This is a genomic window from Acidobacteriota bacterium, from assembly GCA_030774055.1.
Classification (GTDB): domain Bacteria; phylum Acidobacteriota; class Terriglobia; order Terriglobales; family Acidobacteriaceae; genus JACPNR01.
This window is the reverse complement of the sequence record JALYLW010000131.1, coordinates 1-19930: the sequence shown is the minus strand read 5'-3', so window position 1 is coordinate 19930 and position 19930 is coordinate 1. Positions and strand designations below refer to the sequence as shown.

At 64.5% G+C, this 19930-nt stretch carries 19 protein-coding genes; 9 read left to right on the top strand and 10 right to left on the bottom strand.

All coding sequences use genetic code 11. The annotated features are described in order from the left end of the window. On the top strand, positions 1-579 hold a 579-nt coding region (locus tag M3P27_11115), incomplete at its 5' end, for a hypothetical protein (GenBank protein ID MDP9268857.1). 46 nt (positions 580-625) lie between these two features. On the opposite strand, the gene M3P27_11110 is transcribed toward M3P27_11115, so the two are convergent. Then, positions 626-1099: a M67 family metallopeptidase gene (locus tag M3P27_11110; protein MDP9268856.1), complete on the bottom strand. Its 474-nt coding sequence runs from the start codon at positions 1097-1099 to the stop codon at positions 626-628. 208 nt (positions 1100-1307) lie between these two features. On the opposite strand from M3P27_11110, the gene M3P27_11105 reads away from it, so the two are divergent. Together M3P27_11105 and corA are read left to right on the top strand one after the other, a co-directional pair. Next, entirely contained in the window at positions 1308-1778 is a 471-nt protein-coding gene (locus tag M3P27_11105; GenBank protein MDP9268855.1) for a hypothetical protein, read from the top strand. A 59-nt stretch (positions 1779-1837) separates the two neighbouring features. Continuing rightward, on the top strand, positions 1838-2773 hold the full coding sequence (gene corA / locus M3P27_11100; protein ID MDP9268854.1) for a magnesium/cobalt transporter CorA: 936 nt from the start codon (positions 1838-1840) through the stop codon (positions 2771-2773). Here corA and M3P27_11095 read toward each other — a convergent pair. Together M3P27_11095 and M3P27_11090 are read right to left on the bottom strand one after the other, a co-directional pair. Beyond that, entirely contained in the window at positions 2770-4398 is a 1629-nt protein-coding gene (locus M3P27_11095; GenBank protein MDP9268853.1) for an FHA domain-containing protein, read from the bottom strand. The two genes, corA and M3P27_11095, sit on opposite strands and share 4 nt — an antisense overlap. Positions 4399-4408: 10 nt before the next feature. Beyond that, positions 4409-6556 carry a PEGA domain-containing protein gene (locus tag M3P27_11090; protein ID MDP9268852.1) on the bottom strand — a complete coding sequence of 716 codons (2148 nt, stop codon included), beginning with the start codon at positions 6554-6556 and terminating at the stop codon, positions 4409-4411. Positions 6557-6793: 237 nt separating this feature from the next. On the opposite strand from M3P27_11090, the gene M3P27_11085 reads away from it, so the two are divergent. Next, entirely contained in the window at positions 6794-7321 is a 528-nt protein-coding gene (locus tag M3P27_11085) for a nuclear transport factor 2 family protein (GenBank protein MDP9268851.1), read from the top strand. A gap of 117 nt (positions 7322-7438) precedes the next feature. Here the strand turns inward: M3P27_11085 and M3P27_11080 are convergent, their stop codons facing one another. Beyond that, a complete protein-coding gene (locus tag M3P27_11080; GenBank protein MDP9268850.1) occupies positions 7439-8014 on the bottom strand; it encodes a hypothetical protein in 576 nt (191 codons plus the stop codon). 38 nt (positions 8015-8052) lie between these two features. Between M3P27_11080 and M3P27_11075 the strand changes: the two genes are divergently transcribed. Further along, positions 8053-8727: a DNA-3-methyladenine glycosylase gene (locus tag M3P27_11075; GenBank protein MDP9268849.1), complete on the top strand. Its 675-nt coding sequence runs from the start codon at positions 8053-8055 to the stop codon at positions 8725-8727. Positions 8728-8799: 72 nt separating this feature from the next. Here the strand turns inward: M3P27_11075 and panC are convergent, their stop codons facing one another. Continuing rightward, positions 8800-9678 carry a pantoate--beta-alanine ligase gene (panC, locus tag M3P27_11070; GenBank protein MDP9268848.1) on the bottom strand — a complete coding sequence of 293 codons (879 nt, stop codon included), beginning with the start codon at positions 9676-9678 and terminating at the stop codon, positions 8800-8802. A 105-nt stretch (positions 9679-9783) separates the two neighbouring features. Further along, complete coding sequence (panB, locus tag M3P27_11065) at positions 9784-10677, bottom strand: 3-methyl-2-oxobutanoate hydroxymethyltransferase (GenBank protein ID MDP9268847.1); 894 nt, start codon at positions 10675-10677, stop codon at positions 9784-9786. Positions 10678-10873: 196 nt separating this feature from the next. Between panB and tldD the strand changes: the two genes are divergently transcribed. The 4 genes from tldD (at position 10874) to selD (ending at position 15505) form a co-directional block, all read left to right on the top strand. Beyond that, positions 10874-12322 carry a metalloprotease TldD gene (gene tldD, locus M3P27_11060; protein ID MDP9268846.1) on the top strand — a complete coding sequence of 483 codons (1449 nt, stop codon included), beginning with the start codon at positions 10874-10876 and terminating at the stop codon, positions 12320-12322. A 62-nt stretch (positions 12323-12384) separates the two neighbouring features. After that, positions 12385-13764, top strand: a complete 1380-nt coding sequence (locus M3P27_11055; GenBank protein MDP9268845.1) for a TldD/PmbA family protein — start codon at positions 12385-12387, stop codon at positions 13762-13764. Positions 13765-13853: 89 nt separating this feature from the next. Further along, entirely contained in the window at positions 13854-14408 is a 555-nt protein-coding gene (locus tag M3P27_11050) for a DUF2393 domain-containing protein (protein MDP9268844.1), read from the top strand. A gap of 44 nt (positions 14409-14452) precedes the next feature. Continuing rightward, positions 14453-15505, top strand: a complete 1053-nt coding sequence (selD, locus tag M3P27_11045) for a selenide, water dikinase SelD (protein MDP9268843.1) — start codon at positions 14453-14455, stop codon at positions 15503-15505. Positions 15506-15600: 95 nt separating this feature from the next. Here selD and M3P27_11040 read toward each other — a convergent pair whose 3' ends face one another. The 4 genes from M3P27_11040 to tilS all read right to left on the bottom strand — a co-directional run. Further along, complete coding sequence (locus tag M3P27_11040; protein ID MDP9268842.1) at positions 15601-15936, bottom strand: YbjQ family protein; 336 nt, start codon at positions 15934-15936, stop codon at positions 15601-15603. A 147-nt stretch (positions 15937-16083) separates the two neighbouring features. Further along, positions 16084-17994 carry an ATP-dependent zinc metalloprotease FtsH gene (gene ftsH / locus M3P27_11035; protein MDP9268841.1) on the bottom strand — a complete coding sequence of 637 codons (1911 nt, stop codon included), beginning with the start codon at positions 17992-17994 and terminating at the stop codon, positions 16084-16086. A 324-nt stretch (positions 17995-18318) separates the two neighbouring features. Continuing rightward, complete coding sequence (locus tag M3P27_11030; GenBank protein MDP9268840.1) at positions 18319-18870, bottom strand: hypoxanthine phosphoribosyltransferase; 552 nt, start codon at positions 18868-18870, stop codon at positions 18319-18321. Positions 18871-18937: 67 nt separating this feature from the next. Next, on the bottom strand, positions 18938-19930 hold a 993-nt coding region (tilS, locus tag M3P27_11025; protein MDP9268839.1), incomplete at its 5' end, for a tRNA lysidine(34) synthetase TilS.

Here is a 19930-nt window from a genome sequence, read left to right as displayed (position 1 = left end):
GCGCACGCCTTCGGGCGCGGCATGGGACGCTACTCCGCCCGCTTCTTCCGTCTCACCGCCATCGCGTCCTTCCTCTACTTCATCGTCTTCTGGATCTTCAACCACATGGTCGCGCACTTTGTGGAGGTGGCCTTCGAGGACGGCGTGCGCGAGGTCTGGCCGTTCTACTTGAACTGGGTGCGCTGGGCGCTCTTCTTCCTGTGCGTGATGGCGGTCAACGCGCTGGTGGACTATGCCAAGGCCGACCTTGTCGCAGACGATCACAGCTCCGTGCTCGCCGCGCTCGGGCACGCCGCCGGCTTCATGTGGCGCAACCTCGGCCGCGTCATCGGCGTGTACCTCGCGCTGGCGCTGCTCGCGGGCCTCGCCATCTTCGCCTACGCCGCCTTCGCGCGCTTCTTCCCGCAGCATTCGCCGCTCACCATCTTCATCTGGTTCCTGGTGGCGCAAGCGTGGTTGTGGGTGCGCTGGCTGCTGCGGCTGGCACAGTGGGGCGCCGCCACCGCGCTCTACGGACGCATCCCTGGGCCTACGCCTAAGTCTGCGCCGGCGACCGATGCCGTGGCGGCGCCTTCCTAAGAGACCTTCCTAAAAAGAAAAGCGCGGCTTGGGGAGGGAGTGTCGATCACCAATCAGGTCGATCGGAGATCGCGATCGCCTCGGGCTGGAGACGCGCTTCGCCGTTGCCGGCCAGCAGGAACGCATTCATCTCGCTCGCCTTGCCCTGCGCTACGCTCACGATCACATAGACGCACTCGGGCCAATACGCCTGCGCGGTGTCCGTGGCCGAGGGTGCGGCGTCGTGGTCGGGATGCGAGTGATAGAAGCCGGCGATGACCAATCCGCGCTCGCGCGCCGCGCGCTGTGCCGCGATCAACTCGTGCGGCGCGATGGCGTAGCGGTTGTGGCTCGCTGGCCGGGCTACTGCGTTCGCGCACGGTAGAACCTCGGCGACGGTCCGCGCGCCGTCTCGGTCACCATTTCGCACGCCATTTTCGTTTTCCATCCGTCCCAGCAGCACGCCACAGCATTCTTCGGGATAGTCACGCTCGGCGTGGCGGCGGATCGCGTCGGCAAGTGCGCGCGGCAGCTTCAGCATGGTTCTTCACTCTCACTCTGCGTGCCCAAGTATTCCATGTTCGTTACCCCGTCCCCTATCGGTCAACAGCGCGGATTTGCCGTTGTGGTGCGGTCTGTGCCATGCTCAAAGTCCTTGTTGGGTCCGCGCGGCGGCGAAATCCACCGGCGCCGGCAACAACGAGGCGGCGCGTTAGGGCTATCGTATTTCGAGCGCCGCAGGTACGACTATGGCAAACACTGAACAACGACGCACGTACGAGGAAGCGGTCGCGTGGCTGCGCGATCACGGCTTCGACATCCTCGAAGCTCCCGCCACCTCGAACCGCGTCTTCGTGAAAAAGTACAACGTCTCCGCTGCAATCGAGCGTGAGGACGACGGGTTCGTCCGCGTCTTCGCCCGCCCCGGCTATCTCATCGGCGGTGAGATCGCGCGCCTGGTCGACAAGGGTTACCAGAAATTCCTCCAGACTACCAAGACGGAGATCCCTGCCACCGCCGACCACCTGAAGGCGCTGCACGATTTCTCCGAAGAGTTGAAGGAAGCCACCGGCGCCCCTTCGCTCTATAACGAGTCGCTCGGCACCGTGAGCGATCGCTATATGTACGACCGCGTAGAAGGTCGCGAGGCGCCCGCGGATCGCGCCAAACCGCGTCCGTGGCAGGTCAAGGACGCCGGCGAGACCAAGAAGCGGGCATAGTCTTTCTCGTCTTCCAGTAGTCGTCTTTCGATTTTCTCCGCTGTTATACTTCCCGCCCGATGACTGTTTCACCCACACCGCCGCAGCCCCCCCAGGCCGCCACGCTCGAACCATCGCTTTCCCCGCGCCCGGGCTGCAAGATTTCCTGGTTCGAGGTGGAAGACCCGAACTCATCACAGCTAGACGCGCTGGCGAAGCGCTTCAACCTGCATCCTTTGCAGATCGAGGATTGCCGGCATCGTCCGCAGCGGTCGAAGTACGAGGAGCACGAGCTCTATTTGTTTTCCGTCATCAAGCAGATCCATAACGACACCGAGCTGATCTTCAGTGACATAGACGTCTTCATCGGCAAAGACTTCCTCATCACCGTGACCCAGGGACACTCCACCCTCATGGATAGGGTCCATCGCCGCATCGAGGAGGACGGCACCGACCGCCTCGACAAGGCGCTCTACTTTCTGATCGACTCCCTGGTCGACGAGTACGCGCCCGTCATCGACCTGATCGCGGAAGAGACTTCGGACCTGGAAGACACCGTGCTGCTCGACCCCGGGCCTGACAAGTTACAGACCATCTTCCGGCTCAAGCGCAAGCTCATCGAGTTCCGGCGCATCGCCTCCAGCATGCGCGAGGTGGTGAACGCGTTCATGCGCAAAGAACGCGGGCTGGTCGGCGACGACCTCGACCCCTACTTCCGCGACGTGTACGACCACCTCGTCCGCACCATCGACCTGATCGAGACCTATCGCGACCTGCTCGCCGGCTCGCTCGACATCTATCTTTCCGCCGTCGCCAACCGCACCAACGAGGTCATGAAGGTGCTGACCATTTGGGGGACGGTGGCGCTGCCCCTGGTCATCATCACGGGTTTCTTCGGGATGAACCTGGCGCTGCCCTGGCAGCACACGCCGTACGGCGCCATCTATGCCACCGTGGTGATGATCGGGTCGGTGGTGGTCGTGCTCTCTTATTTCCGCGGCAAGCGTTGGTTCTAACGGCCGGAAGTCGCGCGCTTCTTGCTCTCGCCCCACGGCACGGAGAACACCGAGAGCGGCTCCGACTTGCCTTTCACCGAGAGCGGCGCCAGCGGCTCGATCTGGAATTCCGGACCGAGCGTTTGCGCCGTCGATTCCGAGATCAGCACTTGCCAGCCGGCGGCGTTGGCCATCAGTCGCGCGGCCACGTTCACCGTATCGCCCACCACGGTGTAGTCCAGGCGGCGCGGCGAGCCGATGTTTCCCGCCGTCACGATCCCGGTATTGATGCCGATGCCCACGCGCAGTTCCGGCCATTTGCGCACCGCCGAATCCACGTTGAGCTGCAGCACCAGCCGCTGGATCTCGATGCCCGCGCGCACCGCGTTCAGCGCGTCGTTCCCCTTCGTGATCGGCGCGCCGAATACGGCCATGGCGCCGTCGCCGAGATATTTGTCGAGCATGCCGCCGTTGTCGAAGATCACGTCGGTCAGGCGCGTGAAGTACTCGTTCAGGATCTCGACCACTTTTTCCGGCGGCAGCTTCTCCGAGATGCTGGTGAAGCCGCGGATGTCGGCGAACAGCACCGTCACCACCTGGTTGGCGCCACCCAGGCGCACGTTGTCGGGATCGGCGGCGATCATCTCTACCACGTCGGGTGAGAGGAAGCGTTCGAGCGCGGAGCGCTGCACCGCCTGCCGCGCCAGCAGCTCGTGCGTGATGGCGCTGTCGATGGCGGCCGCCGCCTGCGCCGCCACCAGCGCAAACACGTTCAACTCATCCTGCGTGAACGCCGCCGTCTGCTCCAGGTTGTCCACGTAGAAGATGCCGAGCAGCCGCTCCTTGCCCAGCAACGGCGCGCACATGGCCGACTGCAGGCCGGAGATCTTCATGCTCTCCGAACCGGTGAAGCGCTCGTCGGCGGAGGCGTCCGAGATCAGGATGGGCTGCTTCTCCGTCTTGATCAGATCGAGCACCGAGCGGCTCAATGAGATCTGCGGCTGTTGCGTCTTGGGCTGCTGGCGGTAACGGACCTCGGTCTGCCGCTGCACGTCGCCGTCCTCGTCGAACAGCATCATGAAGCCGCGCTCCACGCCCTCGATGCGAAAGGCGAGCTGCGCCACTTGTTTCGCGATGGCGTCGATGGAAAGCTTCGCGCTCAGCGACTTGCCCGCATCGTAGAGCACGGTGAGCAGGTACTTTTCCCGCTCCAGCTTTTTGACCTGCGCGATCAGGTCGTCCTTCGATCCGACGGGCGTCTCTGCGGACGCCGGACTTTGCAACGCCTCGGCGTTCAGCACCTCGTTCACGGTGGAAGGGACTTCGACCTTCTCTACCCGCAGCGCGCCTTCGGCAGTGCTCTCGTACTTCAGTCCGTAAGCGCCGATCTGCACATCCGCGCCATTCTCGAGCGGCGTCTCCGCGGTGATGCGCGCGCCGTTTACCAGCACGCCGTTGGTGGAGTCGCGGTCAGCGACGAGCACGCGGCCATCCGGCTCCAGCTTGATGACCGCATGGAAGCGCGAGACGCTGGCGTGGTTGAACACAAGATCGTTCGCGTTGCCGCGTCCGACGGTGATCACCGGTTTCGTGATCTCCAGGATGCCGCGCTTGCCATCTGGGGCCGAGATGATGAGGCGTGCCATCGGGCGGAGGCTATTGCTTCTCGAGCGGGACGTCGACTTCGACGGTCTTGCCTTTTTCGACGGTCACCTTCTTGGTGACTGACTTGTACCCGCCGAGCTTGAAGGTGATGTCGTAAGTGCCCGGGTCGAGGGGCAGCTTGAAGGGAGTGTGTCCCGGAGCGGTGAAGCCGTTCATCGACGCTTGCGCGCCCTTTGGCGTGGAGCGCAGGTTCGCCATCCCCTTACCTTCGGGCATGCCGCCGCCGAACAGCCGCTTGAACGGATTCTCCTCGTTCTTGCCCGACTGTAGCAGCGGCGCGAAGTTGAAGGTCTGGCCGGCGGCGAGCCGCGGCGTGGTCACCGCCGCATCTTTGAATCCCGCCTTGCGCAACGCGATCTTGTGCTCGCCCGCTTCCATGGGAAGCTGCGCGGGCGTGACCTTGCCACTGTCTTTGCCATCGACCAGGATGGCGGCGCCGGCGGGCTGACTCGACACCGAAAGCGTTGCCATCGCGACAGCTTGCAGCGTGACCACCAGCGGCGTGCTCTTGCCCACCACGACTGCGATCACGCGCGTCGCGCTCTGGTAACCCGGCTTGCTCACCACCACCGTGTGCTGCCCGGAAGCGAGGCTCTTCGCATTGAACGGAGACGTACCCTGCACCGCGCCGTCGACCTGCACTTGCGCACCGCTCGGCGATGAAGTGATCTGCAGCTCGCCCGTGGTAGCGGAGGGCGTGGGCTGCGACGGCGACGTGGTCACGGGAGCACCCGGCTTGCCGGGCGTCGCGGCCGGCTTCACCGCAGCCGTCTTGGCCGGCTTCTGCGTTGTCTTTTGCGCGGATCCGGACCGCGCTGACGCCGCCGGACCCGGTGCGTTCTGCACTTGCTGCTCGAGCTGCTGCGCCGCTAGTCTCGCCTGTTCGTCGCGCTGCTGCTGTTCCGCCGCCTGCTGCTGCTGCGCGCTGCGATGCCGCGCCCATCCGATGCCGCCGATGAGCAGCAGCAGCAGCAGCACCAGCGCTCCACCGCCGATCAGCAACAACTTCTTGGGATCTTTTTTCGCTGCCGCGATCGCCGGTGCAACCTTCTTCTTCGCCATGTCCACGGTGCTGTCGATGGCGCGCAGCGGGGATGGCGCCGGCGCCGCTGCCGCGGGCGGGGACGAAGCCGTAGACGGCGCAGGCGTTGCTGGCGGCACCGCTGCCGCCGCCGTGCCCGACCCGAGCTTTTGCATGGCGCCGGAATCGAAGACCACCGTCTTGTCGGTGGCGCTGGCGTTCATCGCGAACGCCACTGCGCCCGCGCTCACCGACGCGGCGTCCGGAGCGGCGCCGAATGATTTGTAGTTCACCAGATCCTTCACCAGTTCGGCTCCGTTCTGGTAGCGCTCGTCCGGATTCTTCGCCAGTGCGCGCGTGATCACCGCGCTCAGCCCGGGATGGATGGTCACATCCAGCTCGCGTGGCGGGATCGGATTCTCGTTCACGATCTTGTAGATGATGGTGGTGACGTTCTGTCCGGTGAACGGCTTTTCGCCGGTGACCATCTCATAGAGGATCACGCCGAAGCTGAACAGGTCGGAGCGGCCGTCGAGTGTCCGGCCCTTCACCTGCTCCGGCGACATGTAATTCGGGGTGCCGAGCACCTGCCCGGCTGAGGTCAGCCCGCCGCCTGCCTTGGCGATGCCAAAATCCATGATCTTCACCGTCTTGTCGGGGGTGATCATGATGTTCGCCGGCTTCACGTCACGATGTACCACGCCGTGCGAATGCGCTACGTCGAGCCCGGCGCACACCTGGCGCGAGACCTCGATGATCTGCTCCACCGGCAGCACGCGGTTCTGCGCGATGAGCGAGTGCAAGGTCACGCCCTCGATGTATTCCATCGTGATGTAGAACATGCCGGTCTGCTCGCCGGCGTCGTAGATGGTCACGATGTTCGCGTGGTTGAGCACGCCGGCTGCGCGCGCTTCATTCTGAAAGCGCTTCAGCATCTCGTCGGATTCCATGCCATGCACGTCCATGCGCATGGTCTTCATCGCGACGGTGCGGCCGATCATCGGATCGAGCGCCTTGAACACCAATCCCATGGCGCCTTTACCGAGTTCGCCGACAATCTCGTAGCGTCCGATCTTTTGTGGAGCAGTTCCCATCGACGGGTTGGCCGGGGCAGACAAGGTCTCACCTACAGTTTGGCGGGGGAAAACCGCCAAACAAGTCCCTCAAAAACAGGGATGGAACTATGTTGGCGAGCCGCAAAAATACAGCATTCCTCGCCGCTGAGTCAATGAATCCTGGGCCTGAGGAACCTGAGGATTTCGCTTGAGTCCCTCCCCCGCCTCTGCTAGACCGCCTCTGCTAGACAAACGTCCGCCGCGTCCCCCGGACTTGGGGCGCGAAAAGGGAGCCCGCTCATGCTTCGTCTTCGGCCGATCGCGCTCGCGCTCATCACCCTCTTCGCCCCGCCTGGCTTCGCTCCCGGCAGCTTGGCTCAGTCAACCACGGGCGGACCCAGCGTCCAACTCCAGCCGCGCCTCAAGAGTGGAGCCGCGGACACCGCCGCCATCCGCGGTGTGCTCGACATGCAAGTCGCCGCCTGGAACCGTGGCGACCTCGAAGGCTACATGGCCGGTTATTGGAAGTCGGAGCGGCTTACGTTCTTCGGCGGTGGCAGCGTGACCCGCGGATGGGACGCCACCCTTACCCGCTACCGCCGGAAATACCAGTCGGCCGGCAAGGCCAGCATGGGCAAGCTCGATTTTTCCGGCGTCGAGATCGAACCGCTCGGTCCGCACTCGGCTTTGGCCCGCGGCCGCTGGCACCTGGCCATGTCTGGTGACAAAACGCCTGACGGCAAACAGCTCGGCGGATTGACCACACTCATTCTGCGCCGCCTGCCCGAAGGCTGGCGCATCGTCCATGACCACAGTTGTTCAGACTGACGCCGTTCGGATCGACACCGTTCGCGACGGCCGGAAAAACGACCGCCCGAATAAAACGACCGTCCGAATAAAACGAGGCGGGCCTATCAGCCCCGCCTCGTCCTTATCATGCCTGCGTTATCGCGGTGTGCTTCGGCGCGCTGCGCTTCCACTCGTCACCGTGAACGTTACCAGGGACTCCGCCGGGAACACGGCTTGCTGCTTGCCGGTCGCGTAGGCGAGGCCCGTGCCTGCGCCCGCGCCCACGCCCGCGCCGATGGCCGCGCCCTTGCCGCCGCCCGCGATGGCGCCGATCACTGCGCCCGCCGCCGTGCCGCCACCGATCTTCGTCACGTTGCTCTTGGTGTGTCCCTTGCCCTGGCGTCCCACCGGCGTCGTGGTCACCGGCATGCCGTTGATCTCGGTGAGCCGGATAGAGAGATATCCCGGCTTGTGGATGCGACCGCTATCCTTCGCCGCGGTCACCCTGCCGCGGACGGTCGCACCCCGGGGAGCGATGGTCCTGCCGCCGACGACGATGGCGCTCTGCAATACGCCGTCAAAAGTGTCGCCCACGTGGTTGGCGCCGGAATTCAGCTCGCTGTTGATGCGCACGGAGACGTGCGTCCCCGCCGGCACCGAGGCCGCGCTTGCCGCTACCACCAGCGCCAGCAGCAGTGTTACCGCGATCGCAAGCTTTGTCTTTATCTTCATGGTCCGCCTTTCGTGAATAGAATGACGTTGTGGCTCCGATCCCGCTCGAGGACTTCCGCCCACTCGACCGCCGATTCTACGCTCGTGACCCGCGCCGCGTCGCGCGCGAACTGCTCGGTAAGGTGCTCATCCGCCGCCGCGGCAAGCAGTTGCTCGCCGGACGCATCGTCGAGGTCGAAGCCTACCTCGGCGCCGGCGACCTCGCCGCCCACGCCGCTGTAGGCAAGACGGCGCGTACGGAAGTCCTGTTCGGTCCGCCCGGCCACGCCTATGTTTACTTCATCTACGGCAACCACTACTGCCTCAACGTCTCCTGCGAGCCGGAAGGCGAAGCCGGATGCGTCCTCATCCGCGCGCTCGAACCGGTCGTCGGATCCCGCGCCATGGCCAAAGCTCGCGGCCTGCGCGCGGCCGAGTGTATTGATCTGGGATCGCGGCCGAAGCTCTTGCGCCATCTGACTTCGGGACCGGGACGCCTCTGCCAGGCGCTCTCCATCACGCGCGCGCGCGACAACGGCAAAGACCTGACCGGCGGTGCTGTGAAGAGCCGTGCTGTGAAGAGCGGCCGCTCCGATCTCTACATCGCCGATGCCGGTTTTCGTCCGCCACGCATCGCCACCACGCCGCGCATCGGCATCACGAAAGCGCAAAAAGAAAGACTGCGCTACGTCATTGCGGATTCCAGCTTCGTTTCGGGGCCACGAAGAGCATGAACCGCGAAGGTCACGAAGGAACACGAAGAAGAACAAAAACAAAACCTTCGTGAGACTTCGTGACCTTCGTGGTTACGGTTTCAGTTCTGGTCCACGAGCAGCACTGCCGCCAAAGACCAGCAGGTTGTCGATCAGCCGCGTCTTCCCGACCAAAGCCGCCACCGCCACCAGCGCGCCCGCACTCACGTCTTCGACCGGCTCGAGCGTGTCGTTGTTCACGGCCTCGAAGTAGTCGAGTTTGACCTCGGGTTCGTCCGCCAGCACTTCCTTGCCGATGCGGATGAGCTCCGCCGCCCGCCGCTCGCCCTTATCTACGTGGAACTGGATGCGGCTCAGCGCGCGATAGAGCACGGCGGCACGCTTGCGCTCCTCGGGCGAGAGGTACATATTGCGCGAGCTCATCGCCAGGCCATCCGGCTGGCGCACGGTGGGGCAGATCACTACCCGCGTCTCGAAATCCAGGTCGCGCGCCATCCGCCGGATGATCGCCGACTGCGCCGCGTCCTTCTGTCCGAAGAAGGCCACGTCCGCCTCGACCGCGTGGAACAGCTTGCTCACGATGGTGGTGACGCCGCGGAAGTGTCCGGGACGCGACTTGCCGTCGAGCCTCCCGCTCATCTCCGCGACCTCGACCCACGTCACGGCGCCCGGCGGATACATCTCCTGGACCTCGGGATAAAAGAGAAAGTCCACCTTCTCCGCCTCGATCAGCTCGCGATCTTTCTCGAACGGCCGCGGATACTTGCTCAGGTCTTCCTGGGGACCGAATTGCGTGGGGTTCACGAAGATGGAGACGCAGACCGCGTCCGCTTGCGCGCGCGCCGCGCGGACGAGCGAGATGTGTCCGGCGTGCAGCGCGCCCATGGTGGGGACGAAGCCAACCCGCTTTCCCGCGCGCCGCACTTCGCGCGACGCGGCCCGCATCTGCTCGATGCTGCCAATGATCTGCACGCCGGAAGGATACCAGCGCCGCTTACTGCAGGTACACGAACTCCGTCTTCACGTCGTCATCCGGCCGGATGGTGTGGAGAACAAGAAGCCGAAGCTCTCAGGGTGCTACCGCACCTTCCGCGCCAGCAGGTTCTCCAGCGCCGCTTTGGTCTCTTTCGGCAGGTGGTAGCTCTCGTCGTCGTTGGGATAATGTCCGCTGACCACGTCAGCCTTGAAGTTCTCGACCGCATGCGTGATGGCCGCGCCCAGGTCGGCATAACGCCGGACGAACTTTGCCGGCGGCGCGAAGGTGAGCCCGAGGATGTCGTGGAAGACGAGCACCTGCCCATCGCACTCTGGCCCGGCGCCGATGCCGATGGTCGGCGCCGAGACCTCGGCGGTGATCATCGCGGCCACCTCGCGCGGAATGCCTTCCAGCACGATGGAGAACACGCCGGCGCGGTCGAGCGCGACCGCATCTTTCAGCAGTTGTTCCACGGCCGCCAGCGTCTTGCCCTGGACTTTGTATCCCCCCATCACGTGCAGCGATTGCGGCGTGAGCCCGATGTGGCCCATCACGGGGATCTCCGCATCGGTCAGGCGTTCGATCAGCGGCACGCGCTTCGCGCCACCTTCGATCTTTACTGCCTCGGCGCCGGCTTCTTTCAGGAAGGCCGCCGCATTGCGCAGCGCATCCTTCTTGGAAATATGGTACGACGCGTAGGGCATGTCGGCGATCACGAGCGCGCGCTTCACTCCGCGCCGCACCGCCGCGGTGTGGTGCAGCATCTCGCGCATCGTCACTGGCAGCGTGTTCTCGTAGCCCAGGATGACCATGGCGAGCGAGTCGCCGACCAGCACCATGTCGATGCCCGCCTCGTCGACCAGGCGCGCGCTGGCGTAGTCGTACGCCGTGAGGCACGTGATCGGCTCGCGCCGCTGCTTCTTCTCGAAGATGGATTGCGTGGTTACTTTCGGAAGAGAACCTTCCGAAGCGTTGCGGAAACTCGTGACGCTCATCTTGCCTCCAGTGCCATCTCGCCGCGGGCGAGTACAGCCTGTTGCTACACCCTATCGGATGCCGTGGAAGGATTGTACGACTCGGGAATGCCCGGCGCAAATGAGCCAAGTCCGTCGGGTACGCCGCCGCCGCCTCTATAATCGAGGGCAGGGATGCTGGCGACCTTTGCTCCGCCGCCGCATCCAATCCTTATTCATGACGATCCCCGACCAGTTCTTTTTCGAGCATTACGGCCTGGCCGCACGCGACCTGGAGAAATACCTTGCCGCGGCGCTCTCCGCCGGCGGCGACTACGCCGACCTTTACTTCGAGCACCACTATGCTTCGTCCCTTTCGGTGGACGAATCGCTGGTCAAGTCCGCGACCCAGGGCATTTCGGCGGGATGCGGCGTGCGCGTGATCTCGGGCGAGCGCACTGGATACGCCTACACCGATGACCTCGCGCCCGAGCGCATCCTGCGCGCGGCGCGTACCGCCGCCATGATCGCGAGTGGGCCGGCGAAGCAGCCGGTCGCCGACCTGAAGCAGGCGGCCGGGCGCGACCTTTATCCCGTAGTCGCCAACGCCGCCGCCGATGCCGGCGTGGCGCAGATGCTCGACCTCGTGATGCGCGCCGATCGCGCCGCACGCGCCTTCGATCCGCGCATCTTTCAAGTGCGCGCCAGCTACGCCGAAGAGATCCGCCGCATCCTGGTCGTCGGTTCCGATGGTTCCATCGCCACCGACCTGCAGCCGCTGGCGCGCTTCAGCGTCTACTGCATCGCGAAGGGTACGGATAAAGGCGAGTCCGGTTCGGCGCGCGGTTCCTCGGGTGGTGGCGGACGCGTGGCGCAGGACTACTTCCTGACTGAGAAGACGCCCGAGCACTTTGCCAACGAAGCCGCGCGGCAGGCCATCATCCAGCTGGGGGCGCAGGATGCGCCCGCGGGAGAGATGCCCGTGGTCCTCGGCCCGGGGTGGCCCGGCATCCTGCTGCATGAGGCCATCGGACACGGCCTCGAAGCCGACTTCAATCGCAAGCAGACTTCTGCCTTCACCGGCCTTATCGGCCGCCGCGTTGCCAGCGAGAAGTGCACCGTCGTGGACAACGGCACGCTGCCCTCCCGCCGCGGCTCCATCAACGTAGATGACGAAGGCTCGCCCACGCAGAACACCGTGCTCATCGAGAACGGGATACTGAAGGGCTACCTGGCCGACAAACTTTCCGCGCGTCTCATGGGCATCGCCGATACCGGCAACGGACGCCGCGAGTCCTATGAGCACATCCCCATGCCGCGCATGACGAATACGTACATGTTGGCCGGTGACGAGGCCCCCGAAGACATCATCCGCTCCGTCCCGCGCGGCATCTACGCCGCCAATTTCGGCGGCGGCCAGGTGGACATCACCAACGGTAAGTTCGTTTTCTCCGCCTCCGAGGCCTATCTCATCGAAGACGGCCAGATCACCGCGCCGCTCAAGAACTGCACCCTCATCGGCAACGGGCCAGACGTACTCACGCGTGTCTCCATGGTCGGCAACGATCTCAAGCTCGATGAAGGGGTGGGGACGTGCGGCAAAGATGGCCAATCGGTTCCTGTCGGCGTCGGCATCCCGACCATCAAGGTCGACTGGATCACCGTCGGCGGCACCGCCAAGGCGTAACCGTTCCAGTCCTCTATGTCCATCGAACCAATGCCCACTGACTCCAATGTCCAACGATCCTAATGTCGAATGATCTCAAACAACTCGCTGCTGACGTAGTCAAGCGCGCCATGGCCGGCGGCGCCGCTGCCGCCGAGTGCGTGGTGCGCGAAGGCGACGAGTTCTCCAGCGTCGTCCGCCTCGGCCAGGTCGAGACGCTCAAGGAATCCGGCGGACGCTCCATGGGCCTGCGTGTATTTTTTGATTCCAACGGCGGGAGTGCGAATAACGGCGGCAGCCGCGCCGCCTCTACTTACACTTCCGACTTTTCAAAAGAAGGCGTGGACCAGATGGTCACCGGCGCGCTCGCGCTGGCGAAAGTCACCAGCGCCGACCCGTACGCCGGGCTGCCCGCCGCCGGCCAGTTCGGGCAGCTCCCCGGCGACCTCGCGCTCTACTACGACGACGTCTACTCGCTCCCCACCGAAGAACGCATCGCGCAGGCGCGCCGCGCCGAAGCGGCGGCAATGTCCGCCGACCCGAGGATATCCAACTCCGATGGTGGCTCCTTCGACGCTGCCACCGGAAACAAGGTGCTCGCCAACTCGCTCGGCTTTGTCGGCGAATATCGGCGTTCGTATTGCTCGCTCTCCGCCGTGCCCATCGCGCAGCAGGATGGCCACATGCAGCGCGATTTCTGGTATTCGGTCGCGCGCACGCTCGCGAAACTCGAATCGCCGGAGAGCGTTGGCAAGACCGCCGCTGCACGCACCGTGCGCCGCCTCGGCGCGCGCAAGGTTCCCACGGCGCGCGTCCCGGTGGTCTTCGAGCCCATGGTCGCGCGCACCTTGGTCGAGAACATTTTCGAGGCCGTGAACGGCGACTCCATCTATCGGGGCGCGTCGTTCCTGGCCGGCAAACTGGGCGAGCAGGTCGCGGGCGAGAACGTCAACGTGATCGACGATGGCACCATCCCCGGCGGCTTTGGGACCTCACCCTTCGACGGTGAAGGCGTGCCCACGCGGCGCACCGTGGTGATCGAGCGCGGCGTGCTCAAGTCGTATCTGCTGAATACCTACACCGCGCGCAAGCTCAACCTTGCGACCACCGGCAACGCTGCGCGCGGATTGGCCGGCACGCCCGGCATCGGGGTAGGGAACTTCTTCCTCGAGGCCGGCGAGAAGACTGCCGAACAGATCATCGGCGAGATCCCCGACGGCCTCTACGTCACCGAGTTCCTCGGCTTTGGCGTGAACCTGGTGACGGGCGATTTTTCCCGCGGCGCTTCCGGACTCTGGATACGCAATGGCGAACTCGCCTTCCCGGTCGAGGAGATCACCGTGGCCGGCAATCTCCGCGAGATGTTCCGTAACATCACCGCCATCGGGAGCGACCTCGAGTTCCGCGGCGCCGTCGCCGCGCCCACCATCCGCATCGATGGACTCACCGTCGCCGGTGAATGACGGTCTCACCATGAGGGAACGAAGCAAGCGCGGCCGCCGCAACCGCTGGCCGAACCGCTAGCAGAATAAAACCACGGTACAATCCGTCCATGGAACAAGCACCACAAGCGCCGCAAGCGCCACAGTCCCCGCCGGCGCACGAACTGCATCCCCTCGGGCGGCAGCCGGAGCCCGAGAGCACGGTGCCCTGGATCGCCATGGGAGCCGGCGCGGCGCTGCTGGCGCTCGTAGTCGTCGGCTTCATCCTCTTCTCGCGCAGCGACCAACCCGCCGGCAGCGGCCAGCCCCACCCCTATGCCGCCAACCTGAAGTTCACCGACCTCAAGCTTTCCGCCGCGGAGAATTTTGTTGGCGGCAACGTGACCTACCTCGACGGCCAATTGACGAATACCGGCGACCAGACGGTGAACGGCGCCACCGTCGAACTCGTCTTCCGCAACACGCTCAATGAAGTGGTGCAGAAGGAGACGATGCCCGTTCGCGTGCTCTCCCAGGCCGGGCCTTATCCCGACGTGGTCGATCTGCGAGCCGCACCCCTTGCGCCCGGCAAGTCGCGGCCCATCCGCCTGACGCTCGAACACATCTCCGCCGATTGGAACCGCGCCGCTCCCGACATCAAAGTCACCAACGTCAGCTTTCAGTAGCCCCCAAGCTCCGTGTTCTCCGTGCCTCCGTGGTAAAAGAGGTTATGGCGGAAGTCGTCAAGCCGATGCGTCTCACCGAGGCGGCGAAAGCTGCGGGTTGAGCGAGCAAGCTCAGTCCGGCGGCGCTGGACTCGGTGCTTGGGAGATTAGCCCGGCAACATGACCCGAACGTGCTGGTCGGCTTCGATAAAGCCGACGATGCCGGAGTGTACAGACTCTCGGCCGAGCAGGCGCTCGTCCAAACCGTCGATTTCTTCACCCCCATCGTGGACGACCCATTCACCTTCGGTGCCATCGCCGCCACCAATGCGCTTTCCGACGTCTACGCCATGGGCGGCCGTCCGCTAACCGCGCTCGCGCTGGTCTGCTTCCCGGAAAAAGGCGACCTCGCGGTGCTCGAGCAGATCCTTGCCGGCGGACTTGCGAAGATGGTCGAGGCGGGATGCACCGTCGTCGGCGGACATTCCATCCGCGATGAAGAGATCAAGTTCGGATACTCCGTCACCGGCACCATCCACCCGCAGCACGTCTTCACCAACTCGGGCGCGAAGCCCGGCGATGCGCTCATCCTTACCAAGCCGCTCGGCACGGGCGTGATCTCCACCGCCATCAAGAAAGCGAAGGCCGAACAAGCCTGGATCGATGCGGCGACGCTTTCCATGACCACACTGAATCGCGCCGCTGCCGAGATCATGGCGCGGCCGGAGTTCGGCGTGCATGCTGCGACCGACGTCACCGGCTTCGGACTCATCGGCCACGCGCGCGAGCTGGCGCTCGGCTCTGGCGTGTCGTTGCGGATCCATTCTGGGACCGTCCCCGCGCTAGCGGGCGCGATGGAATGCATCCGCCAGGGATTCATTCCCGGCGGTCTGAAGAACAACCGCGACTTCGCCGAGTGTCTGGTCGGCTATGAAGGCAACGTCGCCGACGACGTGAAGGCGCTGCTCTTCGATCCGCAGACTGCCGGGGGCCTGCTTATCTCCGTGTTTGCGACCAATGCAGACAAGCTGCTTGCCGCGCTGCATGCCGCCAAGCTCCCCGCCGCGCGCATCGGCGAAGTCGGGCCCGCGACCAAGCCGCTGATTGCCGTCGGGTAATGGCGGCGAGGCCCTGTGGCCGCCGAGCCGCCTGCTGAAGGGCAGCACGCGGTTTGCGACGCGAACATGCGTAGCGGTTTGCGCGCGCAGCGCGCCTACTTGACAGCCTCGATGACAACCGCCGTCCCGTAGCACAGCACCTCGGTCGCGCTGTGCTGCGAGACCACCTCGGACGCGTCATAGCGCACCCCGACCACGGCGTTAGCGCCCATCTCCCGCGCGTGCTGGATGAGCAGCTGGTACGCGTGCTCGCGCGCCTGCTCGCACATCTCGGTGTAGGCGCCGATCTGTCCGCCGATGATGTTCTTCAGCCCGCCCAGAATGCCCTGCGCGATGGTCGGCGAGCGCACGATGATGCCGCGGACCACGCCTTTGTATTCCTTGATCCGATAGCCATCGAAGTTGAACGTGGTGGTCATTGGAAGGCTCATACGACTCTCCTCGCAATAGACTGTTGTGGAAAGAATCTAGCCGTTGGACGCAGGGCGCGCCACGCAAAAGTTGGGTCACAAAAGAATCAAGGGCGGCTTGGCAGCCGCCCTCGCTAACTACTAACTCCTGGCCACTAACTCCTGCTTTTACGCCGTCCCCGGCGCCGGCTGGATGCCCGGCGCGCGTCCCGGCTCCGGCTTCAGCACCTGCTGCACGCCGCTGTTGTCGTCGCCCTTCGGCGGTGGCACCACCTTGGGCAGTTCCTTGCCTTCGATCACCAGCTTGATCTCGTTCGAGTCCAGCACCTCGCGTTCGAGCAACGCCAGCGCCAGCCGCACCAGCGCCTCCTTGTCGTTCTCGAGCACGTGCTTCGCGCGCGCGTAGCCTTCATCCACGAAGCGCCGCACTTCCAAGTCGATCTTGATGGCGGTGTCTTCGGAATAATCGCGGTGCTGATTGATCTCGCGGCCCAGGAAGATCTGTTCTTCCTTCTTGCCGAAGGTCAGCGGACCGAGCGAACTCATGCCGAACTCGCACACCATGCGGCGCGCCAGCTCGGTGGCTTGCTCGATGTCGTTGCCCGCGCCCGTCGTCATCGTCCCCAGGAAGATCTCTTCCGCGAGACGCCCGCCCATCATGATGGCGATGCGCGTCTCCAGATAATCGCGCGTGTAGTTGTGTTTGTCGGTCTCCGGCAATTGCATGGTCACGCCCAGCGCCATGCCGCGCGGGATGATGGTGACCTTGTGCAACGGATCGGAGTGCGGCGACTTCGCCGCCACCAGCGCGTGTCCCGCCTCGTGATACGCGGTGACCTTCTTCTCATCGTCGGTGAGCAGGAGCGACTTGCGCTCCGCGCCCATCATCACTTTGTCTTTCGAGACCTCAAAGTCGTACATCAGCACGGTCTTGCGATTCTGCCGCGCCGCGTTGAGCGCCGCTTCGTTGACCATGTTGGCGAGGTCGGCGCCCGAGAATCCCGGCGTGCCACGCGCCAACACCATCAGATCCACATCGTCGTTGAGTGGGATCTTGCGAGTGTGCACGCGCAGGATCTCTTCGCGCCCGCGGACGTCTGGCCGCGAGACCACCACGCGCCGGTCGAAGCGCCCCGGACGCAGCAGCGCCGGGTCGAGCACGTCGGGCCGGTTGGTGGCCGCGATCAGGATCACGCCCTCGTTCGATTCGAAGCCGTCCATCTCGACCAGGAGCTGGTTCAAAGTCTGTTCGCGCTCATCGTGACCGCCGCCCAGGCCGGCGCCGCGATGGCGGCCGACTGCGTCGATCTCGTCGATGAAGATGATGCAGGGCGCGTTCTTCTTGCCTTGCTCGAACAGGTCGCGCACGCGCGATGCGCCCACGCCCACGAACATCTCCACGAAATCCGAACCCGAGATGGAGAAGAAGGGAACGTTGGCTTCGCCGGCGACGGCGCGCGCCAGCAGCGTCTTGCCCGTGCCCGGAGGCCCGACCAGCAACACGCCCTTGGGGATGCGTCCGCCTAACTTCTGGAACTTCTGCGCTTCGCGCAGGAACTCGATGATCTCTTTCAGTTCTTCCTTGGCTTCATCCACGCCGGCCACGTCTTTGAACGTGACTTTCTTCTGCTGCATGGAGAGCAGGCGCGCCCGGCTCTTGCCGAAACTCAGCGCCTTCGATCCGCCCGTCTGCATCTGGCGGATCATGATGAACCACAGCACGCCGAACAGGATGAACGGTGAGAAGGTCATCACCCACGTTCCCCAGTTGCCGGCGCTCGCGTCTTTCACGTTCACCACCACGTTCTTGTCGCGCAGGATCTTGGCCATGTCCTGGTCTTGCGCCAGCAGCGTGGTGCGGAACGTCTCTGTCTTGTTGTTGCGGAACTTGCCCTGCACCAGCGTGCCGTTGATCGTCACCGACTCCACGTCGCCCTGCTGCACGCGCGACACGAATTCGGAGTAGCTGATCTCTTTCTCCTTCGGCCCCGCACTTCCCGCCTTCACCACCTGCCACAACACCACGCACGAGGCCAGGATCACCAGCCAGAACAGCACCGTCTTGACCGTAGAATTCACTTCGTTGATCTCCTCATATCCGCCGGCCCTGTTTAGCCCGATCTTCTCTAACGAAGTCTCGCTAAAACCGGCGCCCGCCAAAGCCGGCGGGCCTGTATCAGACCCCGACCTGCATCACGCCGCCACCCCACAAAGGGCGAGCGGATGACGCGCGCTGTACAGCGCGTCGTCAAACGCGAGGGCGGAGCAGCTTCACCGCCGAGCCCTCGGTAATTAGATGCGGCCGCGCACCACCGCAATGCACATTGATTTTAACCCCTTTGGGCGGACAAAAGTTCCCGGGAACCCGAAAAACTGCCCGCTGTCGGGAAGGGATTCGCCTTATTACTTCGCCGCGGCAGCCGGATTCGGCAGGCCCGAGGCGACGTAGGGAAGATTGCGGCCGAGGTGCGGCGAGCCCAGGCCGTAGCCCACGACGAACGATTCGTCGATGAGGAAGCCGAAGTAATCGGGCTGCAGCTCGACCCGGCGTTCTTTCTGCTTGTCGAGGAAGGCTGCCAGCTTCACCGACTTCGCACCCCGCGCCATCATGGTGCGGATCAGGAACTCGCTAGTGATGCCAGACTGCACCAGACCCTCGATCAGCAGCACTTCCTGGCCTTTCACGTTCGGTTCCGGGGTAAAGAAGATCTCGGTGGTGCTGGTCGCGCCCTGCTGCACGTCGGTGAACTGCGGCTTCATGAACTGGCAAACGACGGGGACTTCGAGGCCACGCACCAGGTCGGCCATGAAGATGAACCCGTTCTCCAGCACGCAGATGGCGTGCAGGGTCTTGCCGCGGTAGTCCTCGGATATCTGCCGCGCCAGCTCCTTCACGCGCTTGGAGATCTGTTCGGTCGTCAGCAGGACTTTAAGGTTGGTTTTCTCTTCGGCCAATTAAAGGGCGCCTCAAAGGGGGGTGCGGGACTAGCGAAACTCAGTTCATGAGCATACAACGGTTGGCTCATTCTGCGGAAACCACTTCTTCGATCCGTACCCCGGCGGTACCAACGGCGGCAACCGCGTCCGCCGCCACCCCCCATCCCCGCAGCCAGACCACGCGCTCTCCCGCCGCCACCACCGGCCACAGCGTGCGCTCGCGTCCGATGATCTTCTTCGCCGTCAGCAGCTCTTTCACCTTCTTCGGACCGCTCGAATGCTGAGGATAGAACCGGTCTCCAGCCCGCCAGTTGCGGACCACCAACTCGCCATTCCACTGCAGTAAGGGTAGAGACGGGACTTGTCCCGTCTCCTGGCTCGTCCGGATCACGCTCTGCAGCTCCGGAAGCCGTGTCTCTCCCGGAACCGGGAGGTGGAACTCATAGCCGGTCGCCGTGCTGCCGGCCTCTCCCACCCACAACCGCAGCTCCTCACCCGCGCGCACCGCGCGCACGCCACCAGGCAGCTCGACCGTCCCGCTGCGCTTCGCTGCCAGTTCGCGGACGGCTTCGACCTGGTCGAATGCCGGCGTCACATCCAACCTCTCCGCTGCATGCTGGATCAGGCGTCGCTGTAAGGCCACCGAGAGGCGCGATAGCGTGGAGGCCGCGAGCAGCACCCCGCGTCCCTCGCCCGGCGTCGCCTTCCAGCGTGCCAGCTCACGCCATGCCTCGCTCACCTCGCGCTCCGCGTGCTGCTCTTCGGCGCGCGCGATCTCTGCCATCTGCGCCAGCGCCTCCGCGATCTGCGGGTTGTAGCCGCCCTCCAGCAACGGGAGCAGTTCATGCCGGATGCGATTCCGCAAAAACTTCGGATCCTGATTACTCGCGTCTTCGCGAAAGTCTTGCTTCACCCCGCGCAGATAGTCGACGATCTCTCTCCGCCGCAAGCCGAGCAGCGGCCGCACGAGGCGCTTCTGTAGAGACGGGGCTTGCCCCGTCTCCACCCGGCGCAGCGGCCGCACCCCTGCCAGCCCGCGCGTCCCGGCGCCGCGCAGCACGCGCATCAGGACTGTCTC